Source organism: Mycobacterium ahvazicum, assembly GCF_900176255.2.
Taxonomy (GTDB): domain Bacteria; phylum Actinomycetota; class Actinomycetes; order Mycobacteriales; family Mycobacteriaceae; genus Mycobacterium; species Mycobacterium ahvazicum.
The window spans coordinates 614,975-639,526 of the sequence record NZ_FXEG02000005.1 but is presented as its reverse complement, the minus strand read 5'-3'; the positions used below and the strand labels follow the sequence as shown (position 1 = coordinate 639,526).

At 67.0% G+C, this 24,552-nt stretch carries 23 protein-coding genes and 1 pseudogene; 9 read left to right on the top strand and 15 right to left on the bottom strand.

Annotated features, from left to right (window positions below; all coding sequences use genetic code 11):
- Positions 1 to 22 precede the first annotated feature (22 nt).
- Positions 23 to 1,726, top strand: coding sequence for an MOSC and FAD-binding oxidoreductase domain-containing protein (locus MAAFP003_RS24155; RefSeq protein ID WP_096290180.1), 1,704 nt, complete (start codon positions 23 to 25; stop codon positions 1,724 to 1,726).
- 107 nt (positions 1,727 to 1,833) lie between these two features.
- Here MAAFP003_RS24155 and MAAFP003_RS24150 read toward each other — a convergent pair whose 3' ends face one another.
- Together MAAFP003_RS24150 and MAAFP003_RS24145 are read right to left on the bottom strand one after the other, a co-directional pair.
- Positions 1,834 to 2,634 (bottom strand): family 1 encapsulin nanocompartment shell protein, encoded by an 801-nt coding sequence (locus MAAFP003_RS24150; RefSeq protein WP_096290179.1) that lies wholly within the window; start codon positions 2,632 to 2,634, stop codon positions 1,834 to 1,836.
- Positions 2,631 to 3,692: a Dyp-type peroxidase gene (locus MAAFP003_RS24145; RefSeq protein ID WP_207768627.1), complete on the bottom strand. Its 1,062-nt coding sequence runs from the start codon at positions 3,690 to 3,692 to the stop codon at positions 2,631 to 2,633. Before MAAFP003_RS24145 ends, MAAFP003_RS24150 begins: the two co-directional genes overlap by 4 nt.
- A gap of 10 nt (positions 3,693 to 3,702) precedes the next feature.
- Between MAAFP003_RS24145 and MAAFP003_RS24140 the strand changes: the two genes are divergently transcribed.
- Both MAAFP003_RS24140 and MAAFP003_RS24135 read left to right on the top strand, forming a co-directional pair.
- A complete protein-coding gene (locus MAAFP003_RS24140) occupies positions 3,703 to 4,971 on the top strand; it encodes a M18 family aminopeptidase (protein ID WP_096291378.1) in 1,269 nt (422 codons plus the stop codon).
- Positions 4,972 to 4,981: 10 nt separating this feature from the next.
- Positions 4,982 to 5,329, top strand: coding sequence for a VOC family protein (locus MAAFP003_RS24135; RefSeq protein WP_096290177.1), 348 nt, complete (start codon positions 4,982 to 4,984; stop codon positions 5,327 to 5,329).
- A gap of 120 nt (positions 5,330 to 5,449) precedes the next feature.
- Here MAAFP003_RS24135 and MAAFP003_RS24130 read toward each other — a convergent pair whose 3' ends face one another.
- Positions 5,450 to 5,848, bottom strand: coding sequence for a nuclear transport factor 2 family protein (locus MAAFP003_RS24130; RefSeq protein ID WP_096290176.1), 399 nt, complete (start codon positions 5,846 to 5,848; stop codon positions 5,450 to 5,452).
- Positions 5,849 to 5,973: 125 nt separating this feature from the next.
- Here MAAFP003_RS24130 and MAAFP003_RS24125 point away from each other — a divergent pair, with 125 nt between their 5' ends.
- Both MAAFP003_RS24125 and purL read left to right on the top strand, forming a co-directional pair.
- Positions 5,974 to 6,762 (top strand): helix-turn-helix domain-containing protein, encoded by a 789-nt coding sequence (locus MAAFP003_RS24125; RefSeq protein WP_096290175.1) that lies wholly within the window; start codon positions 5,974 to 5,976, stop codon positions 6,760 to 6,762.
- Between the two features lie 50 nt (positions 6,763 to 6,812).
- Positions 6,813 to 9,089: a phosphoribosylformylglycinamidine synthase subunit PurL gene (purL, locus tag MAAFP003_RS24120; protein WP_165796504.1), complete on the top strand. Its 2,277-nt coding sequence runs from the start codon at positions 6,813 to 6,815 to the stop codon at positions 9,087 to 9,089.
- A gap of 6 nt (positions 9,090 to 9,095) precedes the next feature.
- Here purL and MAAFP003_RS24115 read toward each other — a convergent pair whose 3' ends face one another.
- Entirely contained in the window at positions 9,096 to 10,388 is a 1,293-nt protein-coding gene (locus MAAFP003_RS24115) for an HAD family hydrolase (RefSeq protein WP_243394186.1), read from the bottom strand.
- 36 nt (positions 10,389 to 10,424) lie between these two features.
- Positions 10,425 to 11,630, bottom strand: coding sequence for an MCE family protein (locus MAAFP003_RS24110; protein WP_096290172.1), 1,206 nt, complete (start codon positions 11,628 to 11,630; stop codon positions 10,425 to 10,427).
- Positions 11,631 to 11,649: 19 nt separating this feature from the next.
- On the opposite strand from MAAFP003_RS24110, the gene MAAFP003_RS24105 reads away from it, so the two are divergent.
- The 3 genes from MAAFP003_RS24105 to purM all read left to right on the top strand — a co-directional run bounded on the left by MAAFP003_RS24105 (position 11,650) and on the right by purM (position 14,865).
- Positions 11,650 to 12,039: a sterol carrier family protein gene (locus MAAFP003_RS24105; RefSeq protein WP_096290171.1), complete on the top strand. Its 390-nt coding sequence runs from the start codon at positions 11,650 to 11,652 to the stop codon at positions 12,037 to 12,039.
- Positions 12,040 to 12,175: 136 nt separating this feature from the next.
- Positions 12,176 to 13,711: an amidophosphoribosyltransferase gene (gene purF / locus MAAFP003_RS24100; protein ID WP_096290170.1), complete on the top strand. Its 1,536-nt coding sequence runs from the start codon at positions 12,176 to 12,178 to the stop codon at positions 13,709 to 13,711.
- 59 nt (positions 13,712 to 13,770) lie between these two features.
- Entirely contained in the window at positions 13,771 to 14,865 is a 1,095-nt protein-coding gene (gene purM, locus MAAFP003_RS24095; RefSeq protein WP_096290169.1) for a phosphoribosylformylglycinamidine cyclo-ligase, read from the top strand.
- Positions 14,866 to 14,928: 63 nt separating this feature from the next.
- On the opposite strand, the gene MAAFP003_RS24090 is transcribed toward purM, so the two are convergent.
- The 3 genes and pseudogenes from MAAFP003_RS24090 to MAAFP003_RS29740 all read right to left on the bottom strand — a co-directional run.
- Entirely contained in the window at positions 14,929 to 15,108 is a 180-nt protein-coding gene (locus MAAFP003_RS24090) for a DUF3073 domain-containing protein (protein WP_096290168.1), read from the bottom strand.
- A 146-nt stretch (positions 15,109 to 15,254) separates the two neighbouring features.
- The gene (gene ygfZ / locus MAAFP003_RS24085; protein ID WP_096290167.1) at positions 15,255 to 16,349 is read right to left on the bottom strand and encodes a CAF17-like 4Fe-4S cluster assembly/insertion protein YgfZ; all 1,095 of its coding nucleotides are present in this window, start codon (positions 16,347 to 16,349) and stop codon (positions 15,255 to 15,257) included.
- Positions 16,346 to 16,417 (bottom strand): annotated as a pseudogene (locus MAAFP003_RS29740) (16S rRNA (guanine(966)-N(2))-methyltransferase RsmD); the annotation flags it as partial. The pseudogene MAAFP003_RS29740 and the gene ygfZ, both read right to left, overlap by 4 nt.
- 183 nt (positions 16,418 to 16,600) lie before the next feature.
- Here MAAFP003_RS29740 and MAAFP003_RS24080 point away from each other — a divergent pair.
- Positions 16,601 to 17,473: an aminodeoxychorismate lyase gene (locus MAAFP003_RS24080; RefSeq protein ID WP_096291377.1), complete on the top strand. Its 873-nt coding sequence runs from the start codon at positions 16,601 to 16,603 to the stop codon at positions 17,471 to 17,473.
- Between the two features lie 242 nt (positions 17,474 to 17,715).
- On the opposite strand, the gene MAAFP003_RS24075 is transcribed toward MAAFP003_RS24080, so the two are convergent.
- The 7 genes from MAAFP003_RS24075 to MAAFP003_RS30170 all read right to left on the bottom strand — a co-directional run bounded on the left by MAAFP003_RS24075 (position 17,716) and on the right by MAAFP003_RS30170 (position 24,539).
- Positions 17,716 to 19,242 carry a sensor domain-containing protein gene (locus MAAFP003_RS24075; RefSeq protein ID WP_096290166.1) on the bottom strand — a complete coding sequence of 509 codons (1,527 nt, stop codon included), beginning with the start codon at positions 19,240 to 19,242 and terminating at the stop codon, positions 17,716 to 17,718.
- 153 nt (positions 19,243 to 19,395) lie between these two features.
- Entirely contained in the window at positions 19,396 to 21,768 is a 2,373-nt protein-coding gene (locus MAAFP003_RS24070; RefSeq protein WP_096290165.1) for a hypothetical protein, read from the bottom strand.
- A 117-nt stretch (positions 21,769 to 21,885) separates the two neighbouring features.
- Positions 21,886 to 22,551 (bottom strand): heme-binding beta-barrel domain-containing protein, encoded by a 666-nt coding sequence (locus tag MAAFP003_RS24065; protein WP_096290164.1) that lies wholly within the window; start codon positions 22,549 to 22,551, stop codon positions 21,886 to 21,888.
- Between the two features lie 163 nt (positions 22,552 to 22,714).
- Positions 22,715 to 23,017, bottom strand: coding sequence for a DUF1416 domain-containing protein (locus MAAFP003_RS24060; protein ID WP_036471607.1), 303 nt, complete (start codon positions 23,015 to 23,017; stop codon positions 22,715 to 22,717).
- A gap of 1 nt (position 23,018) precedes the next feature.
- Positions 23,019 to 23,852, bottom strand: a complete 834-nt coding sequence (locus MAAFP003_RS24055) for a sulfurtransferase (protein WP_096290162.1) — start codon at positions 23,850 to 23,852, stop codon at positions 23,019 to 23,021.
- Positions 23,853 to 23,889: 37 nt separating this feature from the next.
- Positions 23,890 to 24,360, bottom strand: a complete 471-nt coding sequence (locus MAAFP003_RS24050; protein WP_096290161.1) for a DUF4395 domain-containing protein — start codon at positions 24,358 to 24,360, stop codon at positions 23,890 to 23,892.
- 95 nt (positions 24,361 to 24,455) lie between these two features.
- On the bottom strand, positions 24,456 to 24,539 hold the full coding sequence (locus MAAFP003_RS30170) for an Ms5788A family Cys-rich leader peptide (RefSeq protein WP_372513296.1): 84 nt from the start codon (positions 24,537 to 24,539) through the stop codon (positions 24,456 to 24,458).
- Positions 24,540 to 24,552: the final 13 nt, after the last annotated feature.

Genomic DNA, 24,552 nt, shown 5'->3' with positions numbered 1-24,552 from the left:
CTCAAAGCCAAAGGAGACAACCGTGGGCAGGCTCGTGTCGGTGAATGTGGGCATGCCCAAAAACGTGCAGTGGCGCGACAACACCGTCTATACCGGGATCTGGAAGTCGCCGGTCCAGGGCCCGGTCATGGCGCGACGCCTCAACCTCGACGGCGACGGACAGGGTGATCTCGGCGGCCACGGCGGCGAGCAGCGCGCGGTCATGGTCTACCAGACCGAGTCGTACGACTTTTGGAAGAACTACCTCCAGCGTGACGATCTGGTTCCGGGCAATTTCGGCGAAAATTTCACCATCACCGGGCTATCCGACTTCGACGTTTGCATCGGCGACCGCTACCGCATCGGCGATGCCGAATTCGAAGTTACCCAACCACGGGTCACCTGCTTCAGAATTGGGCTAAGGCTCGACGAACCGGAGATGCCCAACCTCCTTGTCGCCCAACATCGTCCAGGGTTCTACTTCCGCGTGATCACCGAGGGCCATGTCCAAGCCGGCGACGACATCGTGCGAACCCGCCGCGGCCGCCACGAGCTCAGTGTCGCCGATGTCGACGCACTGCTGTACCTGCCGGACAAAGATGGCGATACGCTGCGCAAGATTGTCGACGTCCCGGCACTGAGTCCCGGATGGCAGCAATCCTTCAACGACATGCTCGCCTTACAGACGCAGGCGGGTCCTGCCATCGGAGTCGAGCCCGGGTGGAACGGGTTTCGGCCGTTGCGGGTCACGGCAACGCACCGCGAGAGTCCCTCGGTGCTGTCGATCCGCCTTGCGGCCGACGACGGCGCCTCGCTGCCCGCGGCACTGCCGGGGCAATACCTCACCATTCGCATTCCCGGGGCCGGCGATCCCGTACCGCTGCGCAGCTATTCGCTCTCGGGCAATCCCGCCGTGGGCGATCATTACCGCATCAGCGTCAAACGGGAAGAGCATGGCTTGGCCAGTCGGTGGTTGCACGCGCACATCGAACCCGGATTGGTTCTAGAAGCGGCGGCGCCGCGCGGCGATTTCTACCTCGCCGACGACGACCGGCCGGTGGTATTGATGTCGGCGGGAATCGGCATCACCCCGGTCTTGGCGATGCTGCACGCACTCGCGGCGGCCCACAGTGCCCGCGACATCTGGTGGCTGCACACCAGCCGCAATCGCGAAACTCAAGCCTTTGCAACCGAAGTCACGATCCTGATCGAGTCGTTGCCGCATGCTCGCCAGCAGGTGTCCTACACCGAGACGCGGGGGCGATTGGATCAGCGGGCCATCGCGGCGCTCGGACTGCCGGCCGACGCCGCGGCGTATCTCTGCGGCCCTACCCAATTCATGGCCGATATGCGCGAGGCGCTGGCTGCCGCGGGTCTGGACACGACGCGTATCCACAGCGAGCTGTTCGGTGCACTGCCGCCGATCAATCCCGGTGTCGTCGGCGGAGCTGCACGGACGCCCCCACACCCGCCGGCCGGCCCGCCGGGAACCGGGCCGTCAATTACCTTCGCCCGCAGCGGACTTACCGCCAACTGGTCGGCCGACTACGGCACCATCCTCGATTTCGCCGAGGCTTGCGACGTGCCGACTCGCTTCTCCTGCCGAAGCGGTGTGTGCCATATCTGCGAGACGGGGGTCGTGACAGGTACCACGAAATACGTCCAAGCGCCGCTGGAGCCGCCCGGGCCGGGCACGGTGCTGGTCTGCTCCGCGGCTCCCGACAGCGACCTGGTGCTCGACCTCTGATCGCCCGCGCCCGTCGAGCCCGTAATTTCGCAGGCCTCCACTTGCACTTTGCCTGCAGAATGACAGGCTCGGGAAGTCAGCGCGAAAGTCGTTGCGCTGAGCCTGTTCTAGGCGCCCAGCGCGACCGATGCCTCGGCGGTGTAGCACAGGAACGTCAGGGTTTCCTGCAGATACAGCTGTACGGAGTCGGCGTCATGGCTGGTGTAGCCGATCGACACATCAGTGCCCAGCTGCAGATCGAAGTCACCGCCCCGAGTGGTCAGGACGAACGCGCCGTCGATGGCGGGCGCCCAGATGATGTCACCGGGAACCAGCCGGTCGATGTGCTCGAGGATCGGATACCCGTGCTCGGTGGTCTCGCTGACCCTGGTGTACACATCGGCGGCCAGCAACACCGAATACGGGCCGTCCACGCCGGCCAGCCGCAGCTCGGTGATGGCTTGGGTGATGACGTCCGGGATCTCACGCGGATCCGCCGGTAACGTCAGCGGTTTGTTCGAGCTGGCGGCGCGAATGCCCTCGATCTGCGCGGCGGGGTAGCCCTCGAAGATGGCCCGGTCCTCGACGAATGCCAACTTCTTGGCGGCTTCCTTGACCGGATCCCAATCCGAGTCCTGCGCACCGCGCTCGACATTGTCGATCTCGGTACGGGACAGGGTAAACGGAACCCGAAGTCGGACAAGGGGATTACTGGCCCTCAGGTGTGCGACCACACCATCGGTTGGTGCCTGAACGTCGACCAGACGCCCCGTGCTGACCGCGGCGGTGACCGGACCGCCCGGCTCGCTCACGTCGACCACGCGGCGCCCGGCGATGTGTCGCTTGAACGTTCGCGTCGCCTCCAATTCGATTTCCGCCCAGGCGGCATCGGTTACCGGTGCCAGATTGCGGTACAGATTGTTCGTCATGGACTGGTTCCTTTCAGACTGCCGATCGCGAGTGTGCCCTCAGGGGCGGGGGACGGTTCCGGTCGCACGGTCTCGAGTGGCGCGGGAAGGGGAGGTGGATCGTCGAGGAAGTCGACGGTCGGGGAGAAGAACAACCCGCCGGTGACGGCGGTCGAGAAGTCCAGGATGCGGTCGGTGTTGCCGGGCGGGTCGCCGATGAACATATTGCGCAGCATCCGTTCGGTGACCTCCGGTGTGCGCGAATACCCGATGTAGTAGGTGCCGAATTCGCCGGCGCCGAGTTCGCCGAATGGCATGTTGTGCCGGATGATCTTCAGCTCGTTGCCGTCGTCGTCTTCGATGACGTTGAGCGCGACATGCGAGTCGGACGGCTTCACATCGTCGTCGAGTTCGATGTCCTCCAGTTTGGTCCGGCCGATCACCCGTTCCTGCTCGGTCACCGACAGCGATTCCCATGCCGTCATGTCGTGTAGGTACTTCTGCACGTGGACATAGCAGGAGCCGGCGAAGCCGGGGTCCTCATCGCCGATCGTGCTTGCGCTGACAGCGATTGCGCCGTCGGGGTTTTCGGTGCCGTCTACAAACCCCAGCAGGTCGCGGTTGTCGAAGAATTTGAAACCGTGCACTTCGTCGACGACGGTGACCGCGTCCGCCATCGACTTGAGGATGCGGCCGGCCAGTTCGAAACACACGTCCATCGTCTCGGCTCGAATGTGGAACAACAGGTCGCCGGCGGTGGCAGGCGCGGTATGCCGCGGTCCGTTCAGCTCGATGAACGGATGCAGTTCGGCGGGCCGTGACCCGCCGAACAACCTATCCCAGGCCGCCGAGCCGATCGAGGTGATCACCGACAGGCGTTTGGTCGGGTCGCGAAAGCCGATGGCGCGCACCAGCCCCGAGATGTCGGGCAGCGCGTCGTGGACGGTCGCTTCGCCGCCGTCGTCGATGGTGACCACCAGAAAAATCGCGGCAGGTGTCAACGGAGCGAGGATGGGCTGGGGCTGGACCGTCGGCACTCTGCCGACCCTAGCGTGAACTGCGCGGCAACGAACAGCCATGATGTTGAACATGTCGGCCAGCGCCGCAGGCCTCTGCGAATTCATCGACGCCTCTCCGTCCCCGTTCCATGCCTGCGCGACGGCCGCGAACCGGTTGCTCGCCGCCGGCTACACCGAACTCCGCGAAGCCGACCCCTGGCCCGCAGATCCGGGGCGCTTCTTCACCGTCCGCGCCGGGTCACTGGTCGCCTGGAACACACCCGGCCCCGACGGTGCGTTCCGGATCGTCGGGGCGCACACCGACAGCCCGAACCTGCGGGTCAAGCAACATCCCGACCGGGTCGTCGCGGGCTGGCAGGTGGTGGCGCTGGAGCCTTATGGCGGGGCGTGGCTGAACTCGTGGCTGGACCGCGATCTGGGACTCAGCGGCCGATTGTCGGTGCGGGACGGCTCGGCGGTCGACCATCGGCTCGTCCGGATCGACGACCCGATCCTGCGCGTGCCGCAACTGGCCATCCATCTGGCCGAGGACCGCAAGTCGGTGACCCTGGACCCGCAGCGCCACGTCAACGCGGTCTGGGGCTCGAACGCACAAGCCGACCAAGCACGTGGATTCGTGGACTACGTGGCCGAGCGCGCCGGGGTCGCACCGACCGATGTGCTGGCCGCCGACCTGATGACGCACGACCTGACCCCGTCCACGGTGCTCGGCGCCGACGCGAGTCTGCTCAGCGCACCCCGGCTGGACAACCAGGCCAGTTGTTACGCGGGCTTGGAGGCGTTGCTGGGTGCCGAACCGCGGGGCAACGTGGCGGTCTTGGTGCTGTTCGACCACGAAGAGGTCGGGTCGTCGTCGGACCACGGTGCACAGTCCAACCTGCTGAGCACGATTCTGGAACGCATCGTGCTGGCGGCCGGCGGCAGCCGGGAAGACTTCCTGCGGCGGCTGCCGGTATCGCTGCTGGCCTCGGCGGACATGGCGCATGCCACTCACCCGAACTACCCGGAGCGTCACGAGCCCGGCCACCTGATCGCCATCAACGGCGGACCGGTACTCAAGGTGCATCCCAATCTGCGGTACGCCACCGACGGACGAACGGCGGCGGCGTTCGCGCTGGCGTGTGAGCAGGCCGGGGTGGCGCTGCAGCGTTACGAGCATCGCGCCGACCTGCCGTGCGGTTCGACGATCGGGCCGCTGGCCTCGGCGCGAACCGGCATCCCCACCGTCGACGTCGGTGCGCCTCAGCTCGCGATGCACTCCGCGCGGGAATTGATGGGTGCTCACGATGTGGCCGCGTATTCCGCTGCGCTGCAAGCGTTTTTGTCGCCGGCGACGTAGGGTTTCGCGTATGGCACTCCACGTGGAAATGATCACCATCGACTGCAGCGATCCGGCGACCTTGGCCGGTTGGTGGGCGGACCAATTCGGCGGCACGACGCACGACTTGCTCGCCGACGAATTCACGGTGGTGACCTTGTCTGAGGGGCTGCAGCTCGGGTTTCAGAAGGTGCCAGATCCCACTCCCGGCAAAAACCGCGTGCACCTGGATTTCGGTGCTGCGGACGTGGACGAAGAGGTGTCGCGGCTGACGGCCGCGGGAGCCACCGAGGTGGGTCGGCACAGCTTCGGAGATGATTTTCGCTGGGTAGTACTGGCCGACCCCGAGGGCAACGTGTTCTGCGTGACCCGTCAGTAGCTCGATACGCCGTCGAACAGCGCGTCGACGAGCCCGTCGAATCCGGCGCCCGCGGTCGGTCACGTCAGCGCGTGGAGGAGCAGCGTGCCGATCGGCGCTCGCCGAGATCGTGGGCTGAGTTCAGCCCTGCCCCAGAAACAGCGGGTCGTAACGGATCACGTTCTCCACGACCAGGCCGTCGCGAGTCCGCACCCGGTCGAGGCCGCGGATCTGGAACGGGCCGTCCGGCCCGGTGCCCCGGCCGGTGTAGTGCAAGAACACCAGCTGTTCACCCGCGGCGGACCCGGCGACCGTCGCGCTGTCGACGACGTGGAGCTGCAAATCCGGTGCGGCATCGAGTATTTCGGCGATCTTAGCCGTGTAAGCCGCAATCCCGCGGACCGGCTCAGTGTCGCCCGGCCAATAACCGACGATGTCGTCGGCCAAAATGTGCAATCCACGCGACAAGTCGGGAGCGGCCCAAAACTCCGCGAACAGCTCGGCGCTGAACTTGGGCGCAGCGGAAGCGATGTCGGTCATGATTTCCTCCGGGGGTCGACGCTCCGAATGAGCGCGTTGCAGGCAAGCGTGTCCGCGTGCCCTGCGGCAGCACAATTACCTCCGAGGTCATCGCCTCGGGTACGCATCGTGGCTACCGTGAGTGCGTGAGTAACGCGCCGGTCGGTGTTCTGTTGCGCGAATGGCGCACGCGCCGGCGGGTCAGCCAGCTTGACCTGTCGTCGAGTGTGGGTGTGTCGGCGCGACATCTGAGCTTTATCGAGACCGGGCGCTCGCGTCCGAGCCCGGAGATGGTGCTGACGCTGGCCGAGGGCCTCGACATTCCCTTGCGCGAGCGCAACGCGCTGCTGCTGGCCGCCGGGTTCGCCCCGCGCTACCGGTCGCGCCCACTCGACGACGCCGCGCTGTCCCCGGCTCGCGACGCGATCCAGCGGCTCCTCGATGCGCACGACCCTTACCCCGGTGTGGTCATCGATCGGTGCTGGAACATCGTGGGGGCCAACGTTGCCGCGTCCGCGCTGACCGCAGGCCTGCCCGGGGAGCTGCTCGGCCCGCCGATCAACGTCTACCGGCTGTGCCTGCATCCCGACGGGCTGGCCGGGCGGACGCTGAATTTCGGAGAATGGGCCGGCTACCTGCTGCACCAGCTGCAGCGGACGATTGCGCTGACGGGCGACCCGGCGTTGCAGGCGCTGTGCGACGAAGTGCGCGGATACCCCGGCGTCGCAACAACCGCGAACCCGTGGGGCACGCCATCGGAGGCCACGTCGCTGCTCGTTCCGTTCGTGCTCGATGCCGGCGCCGGTCAACGGCTGTCGATGTTCACCACGCTGACGACGTTCGGCACTCCGCTCGACGTGACGCTCGCCGAATTGGCCGTCGAATTGTTCTATCCGGCCGACGCCGAAAGCGCCCGCCTGCTGCGCGGCGGCTAGCTCTTTAGACTGTGTGCGTGACTGTCTCCGGAGCGGGCGCCCGTACTCACGTGGCCGACACCGTCGAACATGCGGCCGCCACCCCCGACCAGCCGCAGCCCTTCGGCGAACTGGGCCTTAAAGACGACGAGTACCAGCGGATTCGCGCGATTCTGGGCCGCAGGCCCACCGACACCGAGTTGGCGATGTACTCGGTGATGTGGAGCGAACACTGCTCCTACAAGTCGTCCAAGGTCCATCTGCGCTACTTCGGTGAGACCACCACCGAGCAGATGCGCGCGGGCATGCTGGCCGGCATCGGCGAGAACGCGGGTGTCGTCGACATCGGCGACGGGTGGGCCGTCACGTTCAAGGTGGAGTCGCACAACCACCCGTCTTACGTGGAGCCCTACCAGGGTGCGGCCACCGGTGTGGGCGGCATCGTGCGCGACATCATGGCCATGGGTGCCCGGCCGGTCGCCGTGATGGACCAGCTGCGGTTCGGCGCCGCCGACGCGCCCGACACCCGCCGCGTGCTCGACGGCGTGGTCCGCGGTATCGGCGGCTACGGCAACTCACTCGGCCTGCCCAACATCGGCGGCGAGACCGTCTTCGACGCGTCGTATGCGGGCAACCCGTTGGTGAACGCATTGTGCGTCGGGGTGCTGCGCAAGGAGGACCTGCACCTGGCTTTCGCCTCGGGAACCGGCAACAAGATCATCCTGTTCGGCGCGCGCACCGGCCTGGACGGGATCGGCGGCGTATCCGTACTGGCGTCGGAGACCTTCGGCGGCGACGAGGGCGGCACCACCGGCCGCAAGAAGCTGCCCTCGGTGCAGGTTGGTGACCCGTTCACCGAGAAGGTGCTCATCGAGTGCTGCCTGGAGTTGTACGCGGCCGGGTTGGTGATCGGCATTCAGGACCTCGGCGGCGCCGGATTATCCTGTGCGACTTCAGAACTCGCATCCGCAGGGGATGGCGGAATGCGGGTCGAGCTGGAGACCGTGCCGTTGCGGGCGGCCAACATGACGCCGGCTGAGATCCTCTCCAGCGAGTCGCAGGAGCGGATGTGCGCGGTCGTCGCTCCGGAGAACGTCGAGGCTTTCCTGGCGGTGTGCCGCAAGTGGGAGGTGCTGGCGACGGTCATCGGTGAGGTCACCGACGGCGACCGGTTGCGCATCACCTGGCACGGCGAGACCGTCGTCGACGTGCCGCCGCGCACCGTTGCGCATCAAGGGCCGGTATACGAACGCCCGGTGGCTCGCCCGGAATCGCAGGACGCGCTGAATGCCGACACCTCGGCCAGCCTGCCCCGGCCGACCACCGGTGAGGAGCTGCGCGCGACTTTGCTTGCGCTGCTGGGCAGCCCGCACCTGTGCAGCCGGGCATTCATCACCGAGCAGTACGACCGCTATGTGCGCGGCAACACCGTGCTGGCCGAGCACGCCGACGGTGGGGTGTTGCGCATCGACGAGTCCACCGGCCGTGGCATCGCGCTGTCGACCGACGCGTCGGGGCGCTACACCAAGCTGGACCCCTACACCGGAGCCCAGCTGGCGCTGGCCGAGGCCTACCGCAATGTCGCGGCCACCGGGGCCGTCCCGGTCGCGGTGACCAACTGCCTCAACTTCGGCTCGCCCGAAGATCCGGGGGTGATGTGGCAGTTCTCCCAGGCGGTCCGGGGGCTCGCCGATGGCTGTGTGGCCTTGGGGATTCCAGTGACCGGCGGCAACGTCAGCTTCTACAACCAGACCGGGTCGATCGCGATCCTGCCCACCCCGGTGGTGGGGGTGCTGGGCGTAATCGACGATGTCGATCGGCGCATCCCGACGGCCCTGGGCACCGACGCGGGAGAATCCCTGTTGCTCCTCGGCGACACCCGCGACGAGTTCGACGGCTCGATCTGGGCCCAGGTGACCGGCGACCATCTCGGTGGCTTGCCGCCCGCGGTCGACCTGCAGCGGGAGAAGCTGCTGGCCGAGGTGCTCAGCGCCGCAGCTCGCGACGGATTGGTGACCGCGGCCCATGACCTGTCCGAGGGCGGCTTGGCCCAGGCCATTGTGGAGTCGGCTCTGGCGGGTGAAACCGGTTGCCGCATAGTGCTTCCCGAGGGCAGCGATCCGTTCGTGACGCTGTTCTCCGAGTCGGCAGGACGGATGCTGGTGGCGGTGCCGCGCACCGAGGAGAGCCGGTTTCGCTCCATGTGCGAGGCGCGCGGACTTCCCGCCGTCCGCATCGGCGTGGTCGACCAGGACTCGGACGCGGTCGAATTTCAGGGCCTGTTCACGGTGTCACTGGCCGAACTGCGTGCGACGTCCGAAGCGGTGCTGCCGCGATTCTTCGGCTGACCCGAGCTATCCCGCGTGCACGCGGTCCTGCTGGTCGGGCACGGGGCTGCCATCAGGCCGCAGCAAGGGCGCCTGGCCGCCGTTAGGTAAATCGAAACCCTGTGTCGCACAAGGGTAGGGCGGACTGACGCCCAACGGGGTGGTGAACATCGGGTTGACCAGCCATCGCCCGTCGAGATTGGCATAGGCCCGGCACATCAACTCGATCTGGTTGCGATTGATCACCAGGCGCAGCGCGGTCGCGTCCGCGGTGAACGTGGCGTCGCCGTCGGAGTCGCCGGCCCCGAACACCTGGCGCCGATCCTCGGGTCGTTGCTCGAACGCCGCCGGACCCCCGACGCCGAACACCTGCTCGTTGACCCGGCAGCGTTTGCCCTCGTTGAACGGAATCGAGGTCTCCCCACCGCAGGACGCCAACCGCGCGGTGAGCAGGTCGCCGTCGTGCTCGGTGCGGGTGCCCATCACCCGGTCGGCGGAGATTCCGAGGTCGGCGGCCCACACGCGCACCACGGGCTCCGGTGAGGCCGAGATGATCCGCACGTCAAATCCGTTGGCCTGCAGGGTCGCAACCAGATCGCGCATCTGGGCGTAGTAGCGAACCCACCCGGCCTGGCGGCCACTGCCGACCGCCTGCTCGGTGCCCTCGGGGGCGTCCAGGTTCTCCTTCCGGGCCGTTTCGGCGAATCCGGTGACGTCGGCCTCCGTCCAGCCGGCGAGCAGTTGCACCGCCCAGGCGGCAGCGGGAGCCATGCGCCGATGGTTGTATCCGTCGAATGCCGCTGACCCCGTACGTGTCTGGCGAGTGCTGTACACCGAAACCAGTTCGTCAGCGCATCCGGGGTTGGTTCCCGTCGGCAACGGCTGGCCTGCAGGTGCCAGCGCGCCGCACGCGGAGGCCAGCGCCGCCGCGGCGGTAGCGGTGAGGTACGAGCTTGTGGTGCGCCAATTCCCGTCGGCGGGCTGGCGCACCTTGGAATTGCGCACCATCCAGAAGAACGTCGCGTCGCCGATGTCGTTCTTCACCATGGTGCCGTCCCAGTCGAACAACGCCAGCGGAGGGTCGTCGGTCTCGGGTTCCAGCTTGCCGCAGGTGCCGAGGTGGCTGACCATCGCGTTGAGCCGGTCCCGGTTGTCGCCATACCAACCAGGATCGGCGGCCAGCGTGCGGCAGCCGTTGTCGCTGGCGTCGCCTTCGCGATGGTCGCCGGAGTCGCCGCAACCCGACACCGACAGCGTTGCCGCGGTGATCGTCAATGCCGTGAGCCGACGAGCGAGCGACGCCGCCCGGTGAGCAGCCAAGCGTGCGATTGTCATCGCCTCTGTTCGGACCTCTCTTCAGGGGTTGATGGTGTAGTCGCCCAGTTGGCGGCCCCACACATACTCCACGGCAACCGGTGAACCGACCTCGAAGTGGTTGTATGGGGCCACGCTGGCGCCGGTGTCCATGACGAGCAAGGGAGCGGGCCACAGTTCGCGGGTAATCGACTGCCAGCATCCTGGCCGGCCGCCGGGCCCGCCCCGGGCGTTGGTGCGCGGCAGGTTCTCCGGGTAGGTGTACGGGTTGGGCGCTCCCGCGATCGAGCCCGACGAGTGGGCGCCCAGCGCGTACCCGTTGTCGCCGAGCGCGACGTGGATCTTGGGTGCGACCTGGTTGAAATTGCGGATGGTGCAGAAGATCTCGGGGCTGTACTCGTCCAGCAGTTGGGCGCTGGGAACGAGATCGGCCGCACCGCGTGCCAGATAGGGTCCACCCCGGCCGAACACGTCGGCGCCGCCGTTGCCCAATCCCGCCGCCGCCAGCAACGCCACATCCAGATCTCCAAGCTGGCGGTCGATGGTTCGCGCGGTGGTCATCGCGTGCTCGAGCGCATTCCACAAGTCCGGCGCGGCGTCGGCGTAGGTGTCACCCAGCGCCGCCAGCCGCGCAATGTCGAAGTGGATCATCGGCATCCGAGGGTTCACGTCGTCGAGGATCGCGTTGCCGTTGAGTAACGATGCGCCGAATTTTTCGCCCAGCCCGGCCAGCGCCTGTGCCGTCGCGGACAGCGTCAGGTTCACCTTGACGGGGTCGATCTTCTCGGTGATCGACGTCAGCGTCTCGAAGACAGTGTTGAACTCGGTCGTGACCGTCGTAGCGTCGATCACCATCGAAGGTGTAATCGATTGTGGCGCAGGGTTCTTCGGTGAGCTCAGCGCAACGTATTTGTTGCCGAATACCGTGCTCGCCTTCACTTCGGCCGCCACGTTGGCCGGAATCATGTTGACGTACTTGGGAGTCACGTCCAGCACCACCTTGGCGGCCGGCTTGCCGTCTCGGGTGATCTCGGAAATGCCGGCCACCCGGCCGATCTCGACACCGTTGTAGGTGACCTTCGAGCCGGGATCCATCACCAATCCCGCCCGGGGGGCTACCAGGGTCAACTTCGTCTTGGGTGTGAAATCACCGCGAAACTGCGAATACAGGACCAGCCCGATGAGCCCCATGACCACGATCGTCACGAGGCCGACGGTTTTATACGGTGGCCCGCGGCGCGGATCCATGGTTCTGAGACCCTAAGGCATGGCCGCCCGCGATACTGCCGATCCGGCCAAGACGCGTCAGGTCCTGATGACCGTCGCGGACTGGCTGCGCGACCAAACCGGCCCGCCACCCGATCGCGCCACCCTGGCGGCCGCTGTCCGGCTCACCGCGCGCACTCTGGCCGCGCTGGCCCCCGGTGCCAGCGTCGAGGTCCGGATCCCGCCGTTCGTGGCGGTGCAGTGCGTGGCGGGGCCGAAGCACACCCGCGGCACACCGCCCAACATCGTCGAGACCGATCCGCGCACCTGGCTGCTGCTGGCCACCGGGATGTTGACACTCGCCGACGCAAAAGCGAACGGATTATTAACGCTCTCCGGGTCGCGTGCGGGTGAAATTGACCACTGGTTGCCCTTATTCGATGTGAGCTGAATATAACTCTGAACTGCAGGTTTAGGGTGACACGCCGAGAACATTCGTGCTCAACACGCCCAACGGATTCGTCCGCTGGGCTTACGTGCCCGTAAACTCCGAGGAGTCACTACCCCTCGCTAGGGAGCCGCCCACCGTGACCGTCGCTGGATCAGATGTATCCGAGCAGGACCTGAACTCGCCCCGTGAAGAGTGCGGTGTATTCGGGGTATGGGCCCCGGGCGAGGAAGTTGCCAAACTCACCTACTACGGCCTCTACGCGCTGCAGCATCGCGGTCAGGAAGCCGCCGGCATCGCCGTCGCGGATGGATCTCAGGTATTGGTCTTCAAAGACCTCGGCCTGGTCAGTCAGGTGTTCGACGAGCAGACGCTGGCCGCCATGCCGGGCCACGTCGCGATCGGGCACTGCCGATACTCCACCACCGGCGACACCACCTGGGAAAACGCCCAGCCGGTGTTCCGCAACACCGCGGCCGGTACCGGGGTTGCCTTGGGGCACAACGGGAACCTGGTCAACACCGCTGAGCTTGCCGGCCAGGCCCGTGACGCCGGGCTGATCGCCAAGCGCGCCCCGGCCCCGGCGACGACCGACTCCGACATCCTGGGCGCGCTGCTCGCCCATGGTGCGGCCGACTCCACTCTGGAACAGTCTGCGCTGCAACTGTTGCCGACCGTGCGCGGCGCCTTCTGCTTGACGTTCATGGACGAGAACACGCTGTATGCGGCCCGCGATCCCCATGGGGTGCGGCCGCTTTCGCTCGGACGCCTCGACCGCGGCTGGGTGGTGGCCTCCGAAACCGCCGCGCTCGACATCGTCGGCGCTTCGTTCGTCCGCGACATCGAGCCGGGCGAACTGCTGGCCATCGACGCCGACGGCGTGCGCTCCACCCGCTTCGCCAACCCGACTCCCAAGGGTTGCGTTTTCGAATACGTCTACCTGGCCCGGCCGGACAGCACGATCGGCGGTCGATCGGTGCACGGCGCCCGGGTGGAGATCGGCCGCCGGCTGGCCCGCGAACGCCCGGTGGACGCCGACCTGGTGATCGGTGTGCCGGAATCGGGCACCCCGGCCGCGGTGGGATACGCGCAGGAGTCCGGCATTCCCTACGGGCAGGGCCTGATGAAGAACGCCTACGTCGGGCGGACATTCATTCAGCCGTCCCAGACCATCCGTCAGTTGGGCATCCGGTTGAAGCTCAACCCGCTCAAAGAGGTGATCCGCGGCAAGCGGCTCATCGTCGTCGACGACTCGATCGTGCGGGGTAACACCCAGCGTGCCTTGTTGCGCATGCTGCGCGAGGCCGGCGCCGTCGAGGTGCACGTGCGGATTGCCTCGCCTCCGGTGAAGTGGCCGTGCTTCTACGGCATCGACTTCCCGTCACCGGCCGAGTTGATCGCCAACGCCGTCGAGGACGAGGAAGAGATGCTCGAGGCGGTGCGGCATGCGATCGGCGCCGACACGCTGGGCTACATCTCGCTGCGCGGCATGATCGCCGCGACCGAGCAGCCGGCCTCCCGGCTGTGCACCGCCTGCTTCGACGGTAAGTACCCGATCGAGCTGCCCAGCGAGACAGCGCTGGGTAAGAACGTCATTGAGCACATGCTCGCCAACGCCGCGCGCGGCGCGGAGCTCGGCGATGTCGCGGCCGACGAGGTTCCTGTCAACCACTGACGGAATCCTTCAAGACGTTTGATACCGGCGCGAAGCGCCTACCGGTAGCCTTTATCGCGATGACGGATCCCGGAAAAAGCCCCGGAGAAGAACCGGGCAGCCAGGGCATTACTTACGCATCGGCCGGGGTGGATATCGAAGCCGGTGACCGCGCGGTCGATCTGTTCAAGCCGCTGGCTGCGAAAGCCACCAGGCCCGAGGTACTCGGCGGGCTCGGCGGATTCGCCGGACTGTTCGCGCTGCGTGGTGACTACCGCGAGCCGGTGCTGGCGGCCTCCAGCGACGGCGTCGGGACCAAGCTGGCGGTCGCGCAGGCGATGGACAAGCACGACACCGTCGGCCTCGACCTGGTGGCCATGGTCGTCGACGACCTCGTTGTCTGCGGCGCCGAGCCACTTTTCCTGCAGGACTACATCGCCGTCGGGCGCACGGTGCCCGAACGGGTGGCGGCCATCGTCGCGGGTATTGCCGAGGGATGTGTGCGCGCGGGGTGCGCGCTGCTGGGTGGCGAGACCGCCGAGCACCCCGGGCTGATGGAACCCGACCACTACGACATCTCGGCCACCGGCGTCGGCGTGGTCGAAGCCGACGACATCCTGGGGCCCGATCGGGTCAAACCCGGCGACGTCATCATCGCGATGGGGTCCTCCGGTCTGCATTCCAACGGATATTCCCTGGCTCGCAGCGTCCTGCTGGAGATCGACCGGATGAACCTGGCCGGCTACGTCGAGGAGTTCGGCCGCACGCTGGGTGAAGAGTTGCTGGAACCCACCCGGATCTACGCCAAGGACTGCCTGGCGCTGGCCGCCGAAACCCAGGTGCGCACGTTCTGCCATGTCACCGGTGGCGGGCTGGCGGGCAACCTGCAGCGCGTCATCCCGCACGGGTTGACCGCCGAGGTCGACCGTGGCACCTGGACGCCGGCGCCGGTGTTCGCGATGATCGCCCAGCGCGGCCGCATCGTCCGCGAGGAGATGGAGAAGACCTTCAACATGGGCGTCGGCATGATCGCCGTCGTCGCACCCGAAGACACCGACCGCGCCCTGGCGATTTTGACCGCACGCCATTTGGACTGCTGGGTGTTGGGGACGATTTGCAAGGGCGGAAAAGATGGCCCGCGCGCGAAACTCGTGGGGCAGCACCCGAGATTCTGAGAGCCCGCGCCTAGCTGGGAACAACACTGTGCCGATGCACGCGGCATCGGCACGGAGCAGATTCTAGCGGCGCCAGTCGTCTTCGTAATCCGAAGATTCGTCGGCGCCATCGAGGTGACCCGATTCGTCCCCACCGCTGCCCGCCAGCTCGCGCTGAAGCCGATCGAAGTCGGTCTGCGGGGAGCTGTACTTAAGTTCTCGAGCAACCTTGGTCTGCTTTGCCTTAGCCCGGCCGCGGCCCATGGGGGAACCCCCTCGCGCAATAACGGAGCGGCCTAACAAGTAGGCGGCTCCGATCTCTGGTGTCGTTATTGTCCTGCCAACAGCTTACCGTGCCTCGCGGATGAGCGTCGGTGCCCCCTGCCCGCCGTGTTGGACTTCAACGGACATTATCTCGTCCCGCCCCGCAACCGCTCGACGGCGAGCCGTCCCGCCCCGATCTGTTCGCTCGGCGGCAGCGTATCGGCGTCGATGACCGCCGCTACCGAGCCCTCCGGGCCGGTTGCCAGTTCGGTGTCGGCCGGTATCCCGCGCTTGAGCAACGCCAGCGCGATCGGGCCCAGATCCACGTGATCGACGACGGTGCCCAGCCGTCCCACCACCCGCCCGCCCGCGAGCACCGCGTCGCCGGTCGACGGCCGGTCCACCGAGCCGTCGAGGTGCAACAAGACCAGCATTCGGGGTGGTTTGCCCAGGTTGTGGACTCGGGCGACGGTTTCCTGGCCGCGATAGCAGCCCTTGTCCAAATGGACGGCCCCGTCACCCGGACCACCGATCCAGCGCACCTCGTGCGGAATCGTGCGTTCGTCGGTGTCCACCCCGAGGCGCGGGCGCACGGCCGCGACCCGATGGGCTTCGTAGGCCCATACCCCGGCCGGACGCACGCCGGCCTGCGCGAAGCGGCGTTGCCAGTCGGCGGCATCGCCCCGCGGTACCAATAGGTCGAGTTCGATCTGGCCGGCTCCGGAGGTGGGCATCCGCCGCACGAAGCCGCCGCCGGGTAGCGGGATCGCAGCCACCTCGTCGGGCAGGGCGTCCAGGCCGAGCACCTCGAGCACCGCGCGGTCGCCCAGCCGCGGTCCGATCAGCGACAACACCGCCAGGTCGGCGGCCGCGGGCGTGACGTCCGACCAGAACACCATCTTGCTCAGGTAGTTCAGCAGCGGCTCACCGCGCCAGGGTTCGGTGTCTAGGTAGCTGACGCCGCCGAGCTCGGTCTGCATCCAGTGGTCCTCCACCCGGCCCTGCCCGTCCAGGCTGAGGTTCTGCGTGCTGGCCCCGTCGGGTAGCTCGCTGACGTGTTGGGTCGAGATGTTGTGCAGCCAGCTCTGCCGGTCCGCGCCGGTCAGGGTGAGCACCGCGCGATGCGAGCGGTCCACCAGCACGGCATCGGTTTCGGCCGCGCGCTGCTCGCTGAGCGGGTCGCCGTAGTGCCAGATCGCGCCGGCGTCGGGCCCGGAATCGGGGGCGGGTGCTGCAGTCATGTGCGCTGCTCCTCCTCATCGCTTCGTCCCCCGCAAGCGGGCGGTACCCCCACTGCATCGTGGCTAGCGCAGGTCACACGTCAACTCTACGGATCTGGGCTCTGGTCCAACGAGTGTGCGGCCAGCCGCACGTTGGGCGACGAGTGCGCGGCCAGCCGCACATTCGGCAGTGTCTGCGTGCTGTCGCCCGTTCGCGGCCGGCGTAATCACGCGACCCGATAGGCTCTTTCGGCATGGCAGCCCAGACGGGTGTGATCGTCACCCTCGACGGCGAGATACATCCGCCCGATACCCCGCTCTTGCACGCCGACGATCTCGCGGCCGTGCGCGGTGACGGTGCCTTCGAGACCCTGCTGGTCCGCGACGGCGGTGCCTGTCTCGTCGGGTCGCATTTGCAGCGCCTGACTCAATCGGCCAAATTCATGGACCTGCCCGAGCCGGACCTTCCGAAGTGGCGGGCCGCGATCGACATCGCCACCCGGGAGTGGGTGGCGGGCTCGTCTGCCGAAGCCGCGTTGCGGCTGATCTACAGCCGCGGGCGTGAGAGTGGGTCCGAGCCCACCGCGTACGTGATGGTCAGCGCGGTTCCGGAAAGGGTTGCCGTGGTTCGCCACAATGGCCTGGCGGCGATCACGCTGGACCGAGGACTGCCCGCGATCGGTGTCGGCGAGATGCCCTGGCTGTTGGCCGGTGCGAAAACCCTGTCCTACGCGGTGAATATGGCCGCGTTGCGCCACGCCGCCCAGCGGGGCGCCGGCGACGTGATCTTCGTCAGCTCCGACGGCTACATCCTGGAAGGCCCGCGTTCGACGGTGGTGATCGCCACCGATTCCGATGCGGGCCCGGACCGCAATCTGTGCCTGCTGACGCCGCCGCCCTGGTATCCGATTTTGCGCGGCACCACCCAGCAGGCGTTGTTCGAGGTGGCACGCAGTAAAGGCTACGACTGCGACTACCGGGCGCTACGGGTCGCGGATTTGCATGCTGCCCAAGGAGTCTGGTTGGTATCGAGCATGACCCTGGCCGCTCGCGTGCACACGATCGACGGCCGTCCGCTGGGTCGATCGCCGATGACCGAGGACTTCGCCCAGCTGGTCGACGCGGCGATCGTCAGTGATCGCTGAGCGCTGAATTGTGTTGTCGGCTCGCGCAGTGGCGGGTACGGTCGGCCGTACACAAGGAAGGAGGTGGTCCGCGAAATTGATAGCTTCATGGACATGTGAGGTGGCTACGCGCTAGCTGCATGGCTTCCGAAGAGCTAGCGATATACGCGCGCTGGCGAATTCCACGTAGCCACCCGGCCCCCGAGCTTCCCGGTCTGTCCAACCGGGAGCATGGCTCGGGGGCCGCTCCATGTCTTGGGCCTTTAGTCGTCCACCTTCTTGGCGATCTGCTCGGCGATCTTGCCGGCTTGGCCCGGCGCGGCATCCGGGCCGCACACATTCACCTCGATGACGTTGGCGCCCTCCGCGTGCAGCACGTGGTGGCAGGTTTTGGCATTGTCCGAACGGGTGCGTTGCATCGCGATCCGGGGTACGGTCCCGTCGACTTGGGCGAATGTGTAATCGAAGCTCTTGCCATTGAGCTTCTCCGTCACCGTTTTTCCGGCGCAGGCCTTCCACTTGTCGGCGGATGCCGCGACGAACGCGCTCGCCTTCTCGGACGACGAGAATTCCGAGACGGCCTCGATGATCCGCAGCGGCGGGTCCTGTCCAGGCGAGTGCACGACCAGCGTGCTCGTGGCGGTGAATCCGCCGGCGTCCTGATAGACCGCCGCGATGGTGGGCTCGAAAGCGCCGGCGCACTCGGGATCGGACAGCGTGTACTTCGGGCTGCGTAGCCCACTGACTTTTTCGCCGGGCACCAACGTTGGGTCACCTACGATGGCGCCGACTTCAGGGGCGCCGATCAGGAAGGAATCCAGCTTCGCCGAGCCCGGATTGGGTGCCGAATTCGGCGTGGCCGGAGCCGAATTCGAGTTCGACGCCTGCGGAGCAGGCTTGGGCTTGCTGCTCTGCGTGGTCATCACCACGACGATCGCGATCGCGGCGATGACCGCGCCCGCGGCACCGCCGATGATGAGCAGCCGCTTGTTCGATCCGCCGCCGCCGGCCGCGCCGCCGCTCACCGCGGTCGGGACGGTGACAGCGTTCGCGCCGCTGGGTGCTGCCGCGGGAGTCGACGCAGCGGCAGCAGCCGGAGCCGCGGCCTTGGCGGCGCCTCCGGGCGAACCGTCCTTGGCCTCGATTTCGGCCAGCACGTTGTCGATTTCGCTTCGGGTGCGGTAGGTGACGTCGTGCCGCAGGCGCAGCATGCGCAACAGCTGCGCGATGTCGCCGCGGGCGCTGGGGTCGTCGCCGTCCTCGTCGAACCCGGAGCGCAGTTCGACCAACAGCTGGAGCTGCTGCTGCGGGCTCAGCTCTTTTTCGGCCAGGGTGTTCCCCAGCCGGGTGATGTAGCCGAACGGCACCGGGGGCTCTTCGGGCAGCGGGTCGGGCAACGGCACGGGCTTGCTGCGAAGCGCGTGCACGGCGGTGACCAACTGGATGCCGGCGTCCACCGTCGGTTCGCGGTAATCGATGATCTGCAATGCGGCAAGGGGATTCACGCGCATGCTGTCGACTTCACCGATCCGGACGGGAAGGATCGGACGGCCCAGCGCCTGGGCGTAGCGCAGCTCCGCCTGGCTCGGCTTGGATTGCAACCAGTTGCTCGACAGCGCGACGATGAACACTTCACAATCGCGGATCTGCTCGAGGATCTTGGCCCACCACGAGTCGCCGCCGCCGAGCTCTTGGTCGAACCACACCTGGTTCTGTCCGCGGCGAAGGGCGGTGGTCAGGGCGTCGACCGTCGACCGATCTTGGCTCGAGTAGCTGATAAACAGCGCCATCGCACTCTCCTAGGGTGAAGCGGAGCTAACCAACTGGGGCGAAAGCCTGCCTGCGCGACCCATACGCACATGCGCCGATACCGTATCAGTGTTGGGCCGCTTCAGGATGCGCAAATTTTCAGCGCGATTTCGGACTCGCAAACAGACGACCGGTCACCCCTCGCCACCGTTTGGGGCATGGGCTTCTTCGGGCGGTCGGTACGCGGCGTAGCGCCGGGCGAACTCGTCACCGGGGACCGGCCACTGCTCACCGCTGGCTCCGCGCACCACCCAATCGCCTTCGGCGGCACTCGTCGGCCCCTCCAGGGTGTTGATGGTTTCGCCCGGATACGCCGGGCGGGCTTGTACCCGCCCCTTGCGTTGCCACTGCCCGTCGCCCGCGGGCTCGTAGGTGTCCCGGAAAATGTCGTCACGCACCGACCAGACCTTGCCGTCCTCGGAGATGGCCCAGTCGCCCGCGTCGGCGCGCATCGGGTGCCCGGAGTCCGACGTCCATGCCCATGGCGCGCTTCGTTGCTCGGCGGTGACCGTCCCCACCCGGGTGAAGGACTGCCACAGCGGACGCGACCGGAAGCCCAGCTGCCGCAGGCTCCACAGCGTTCCCGCCAAACTGCGCACCGCGGCGTTGAGCAATTCCGGGTCGCATTCCACGGCGGACCAGTCGACCAGCTTGTTGTGGATCTTGCGTGAGTCATCGCGCGGGGAGCCGTATTTCCAGCCGTTGCGCCGGTAGTAGCGACACCAGTCCTCGTGCTCTGCCCGGGCCATCCGCAGCGCGGAATCGTGGTCGAAGCCCATCAGCGCAAGCTGTTCCAGCGGCGTCAACTCGGCCATTTCGCTGCCCGAGAGCTGTTGTGGCGGGCTGCCCCAGGTGTTCCAGGTATGACCCGCGATTTGTTCGACCATCCATAACGCGTTGCGGACCTGGCGCCGGTTGGACCCGCGGTAGAACTCGTTGAGCTCGGCCCACGGCACCGATGCGGGGCCCCGCGTCCAGCTCGGGTCGATCGTGGCGACATAGCGTTCGTGGATCAGCCGGGCCGCGCGCTCCCAGGCGTCCTGAACCTGACCCTCCTGGGTGTCGAGCACCAGCGAGTAGGACTGCAGTCGGCCGACGACCTGGATCGAGTCGTCGGTGATGCTGGTGTTCAGGTCGGAGGCGTAGATGGGCATGTCGGGGAAGCGGGCGGCCAGCCGGGCCGCGGTTGTTCCGGCATGCGCGTCGACGAAGATGACCGCGCTGGTGGCAGGGTCGACATCGCCGATCAGCTTCAGCATGGTCGGTATCGCCGGGGCCTCGGCAACCGCGTCGATCGTCGGGCCCTCGGAGGCGAATCCCGCTTGCTGGCGGTGGAACTCGTGATCGCGCAGGTACTCTTCGGCGTCTCGTTCGACGAGGGTCAGCGCGGGCAGCGTGACCGCGCCGGGCGGGGTGTAGAAGTCGCGCTCCAGCGCGCGCTGGGTCAGGTCGGCGCATAGTGCCAGTGTCAATTGCGAAGTGCCGCAGACGAATACCTGCTTGGTCCGCCCGGTCGCCAGAATGCTGTTGAGTAACCGGCCCGCGGTCACCTCGTATTTGCCGACCACGTCGGCCGCCCATCGGGTGTCCGACCCGCCGAACTGCTGGGCGCGCCACGCCTGGGCCAGCCAGGGATCGTCCATGCGCACGATCAGCGGCAACCGCTGCTTGTGCGCGATTTCGGAGAGCCGGCGGCTGATCAGGTCGAGCCACATCAGGTTGAGCGCCGGGTCCGGTGCTATCAGGTAGAGCCGAGAAAGGCGGCGCCACAGCCGAAGTGACACCAGGGTCGACGGGGTGTTGAAGTCCACCAGCACCACCCGGGCGCCTTGGCGGCGGGCCCGCTGCACGCGGTCGTCGCTGGCGCCGGTGATGACGACCAGGGTGCTGCGCCGGTCCAAGGTGCGCCCGACGGCGCTGAGCATCGACGGGGTGTCACTGTCGATCCCGACGACCGCCGTAACGGATTCGGCCCAGTTGGCCCGTATCCGGTCCACCTGGGATCGGAAGACCCCGACCACGGCACCGCCCAATCCGGTGAAGATGGCCGACAGCGCGGCGATCCGGGCCAGTTCCAGGCCGACGGGCGTGGGGCTCGGGCAGGTTTTCCCGCCGACCGAGAAGTCCCCGGTACCGCCCTTGACCAGACTCGCCGTCGCCATCAGGGGAGTGAAGAAGGCCGGATGGTTGGCGTCGTGACATCCCCAGTAGGAAGTCAGCCCGAGGACCGCCGTCATCGGGACCAGGGCTGCAATCAGGGTGAACGAAACACCCACCACCCGGTGGCTACCCGAGCGGAAATTCAGCACCGACGCCCAAATGAGCACGACGACAACGACGGCGAGCGTCGGCATCGATCCCGGCCGGCCGAACCACCCCAGCCAGGCTGGAAATGAGTCGTCGACCGACGGGCGCGCATCCAGGACGGCCAAGTAGGTGATCAACACCAGGCCGACCGCGGTTACGGCCCAACGCAAGATGGGCGAGGGTGCCCTCTTGGGACGCATCCGCCGATCTCCCTTCGCGCGGTCGCTCGGACGTCGAACAGTACACGCAATAGATTGGGCGAAGGCAATGGTTTGGTGCGAGTGCGAATTAGCTAGTCGGGCAACAGCAGCGGGCCGCTAGCCGACGAATCGCGACAGCCGCGCCGACAGGTGCGGGACCAGTCCGCCGTCGGCGTCCACCCGCTCCTCCACGTAGGCGAGGTCGCCGCCTTCGACGATGCCGTAGAGGCGCTTGGCGCCGCCGACCAGAACGCCCGATCGGCTGCGGGCCAGGGCATCGGTCACCAGCTCCCACGACGACTGGTTGCGCGGGCGCCCATAGAAGAGTTCGACGTAACCAGACGAGTGTGCCAGCAACAGCTCGATGGCCTGGGATTCGCTCAGGTCGTCGGGGTCGAAGACGAATCGCCAGAAGCCGGTCTCGCGCAGGCCGGGTTCCTGGTAATTGCCGTCGCCGTCCACGCGCCAGGATCGGGCTTCCCAATTCAGGTAGTCGCCGCCGTCGTGGGAGACCACGATCTGCTGCCCGAACCGGTAGTCGCCATCGGGTCCGCGGCCCTCGCCCTCGCCCCGCCAGACGCCTACCAGCGGCAACAACGCCAGCAGCGCGTCGTTGAGGTTGGCGCCTTCACGCAGGTTCGCCGTGTCGGGCGGGACCGGCAGATCGTCGAAGGCCGGGATGTTGCGGGCCGCGGTCACCTTGGCGCGTTCGGCTGCGGCAGCCACCGCGCGGTCGCCGGAGCCTGCAGAACCGGCCGGTCCCTCAGGGTCCTCGTAAGTCACGACTCGTCGGTGATGAGTCGGTAGAGGGTGTACAACGCGAACCAGGAGATGACCACGACTGTCGCGACCAGCATGATCTCGAAGAAGAGCACCACGCTGACGAGTCTATTCGCCTCGCGCCGTCAACCGCGCTCCCGGGTGATCCCGGTCGCGGCGTCGGCGGTCATGCGATCTTGACGTCCACCTCGTGGATACCGGCGCCCGACGGCGCGACGACAGCGTCGCCGTTGCCCGCCTTGGACAGCGCACGCAGCGTCCACGCTCCCGGTGCGGCGAAGAACCGGAAGTCGCCGGTGGCCGACGCGACGACCTCTGCCGTGAACTCGTCCGACGAGTCCAGCAGGCGGACAAAGGCGCCACCGACGGCCTGGCCGTCGCGGTCGACGACGCGGCCGGTGATCACGGTTTCCTTCTCCAGGTCGACGCTGGCCGGCAACGTCTGTCCTTGCCTAGGTGCAGAGCACATATCAGCTTCCCAACTCGATCGGGGCGCCCACCAGGGAGCCGTATTCCGTCCAACTGCCGTCGTAGTTCTTGACGTTCTTATGCCCGAGTAATTCCTGCAGGACGAACCAGGTGTGCGACGAACGTTCCCCGATTCGGCAATAGGCAATCGTTTCCTTGGTGCCGTCCAGGCCGGCGTCGGCGTACAGCTTGGCCAACTCCTCGTCCGACTTGAAGGTGCCGTCCTCGTTAGCGGCGCGGCTCCACGGCACGTTGATCGCTCCCGGAATATGTCCGGGTCGCTGGCTCTGCTCCTGCGGCAGGTGCGCGGGCGCCAGGATCTTGCCGGAGAACTCGTCGGGGGAGCGCACGTCGACCAGGTTTTTGGTGTTGATGGCCGCGATGACCTCGTCCCGGAACGCCCGGATGGTGTTGTCCGGCGGCGCCGCGGTGTATGAGGTGGCCGGGCGGCTGACGGGGTCGGCGGTCAGCGGGCGCCCGTCGAGCTCCCACTTCTTGCGGCCGCCGTCGAGCAGCTTGACGTCGTTGTGGCCGTAGAGCTTGAAGTACCAGTAGGCGTAGGCGGCGAACCAGTTGTTGTTGCCGCCGTAGAGCACCACGGTGTCGTCATTGGCGATGCCGCGGTCGGACAGCAGTTTCGAGAACTGCTGGGCGTCGACGAAGTCGCGCTTGACCGGGTCCTGCAGGTCGGTGCGCCAATCGAGCCTGACCGCACCGGCGATGTGGCCTGCGTCGTAGGCACTGGTGTCCTCGTCGACCTCGACGAACACGACGTTCGCCGTGTCGAGGTTTTTCTCAGCCCATTCGGCGGAGACCAGGACGTCAGAGCGTGCCATGGGGTGGATCCTTTCGATTACTTGCGATGAACGTGGGTTACGCCGGGCCGGCGGTCGGTCGTAAGCGAACCACAAGCGGATAAAGCTGGCGGCCCAGGCAGATGCCGAAGGCCGCATTCAGGAACGCCGCCACCAGCGCGAAGGCCGTCGCGACGACGCCCACCAGGGGAGCGCCGACAGCGAATCCGGTCGTACCGACGATCGCGAAGACCAGGCCTACCAATTGGGCGAACTTCAGGGGAGCCACGGGTTCGCGCTCCTTGACCGGGCCCAGCCGGGGTGCCACCAGCGTGGCGAACACCCGGCCATAGGGGTGGCGGCGCGGGCCGCCCAGAGCGCCGATTCCGAAGATGACGGCCTGCAAACCCAGGATGACCGCGGCCGCCGGCGGGCTCAGGGCGGAGACGAGCAGGGTGACGACCAGGACCGCAGTGGTGACCCAGGCGGCGAATCTGGGTCCGCGAACGTCGACGCGGTCCAGCTGGGCGGTGGTATCGGGGCTTGACACGAAAGACTCCTATTCGCCTGTTGCACGGAAAAGTAGAGACACACCACGGTGGGGTTCCGGGCTGCTCCGAGTGCTGCGCGGGCGGGCGCGGCTACTCAGCAGCTACAGCAACAGCGACAACAACAACCCGCGATGCGGCACAGATCGACTGCGCGACGCCTGGTGAGCATGGGCTCCATGCGGGATAACACG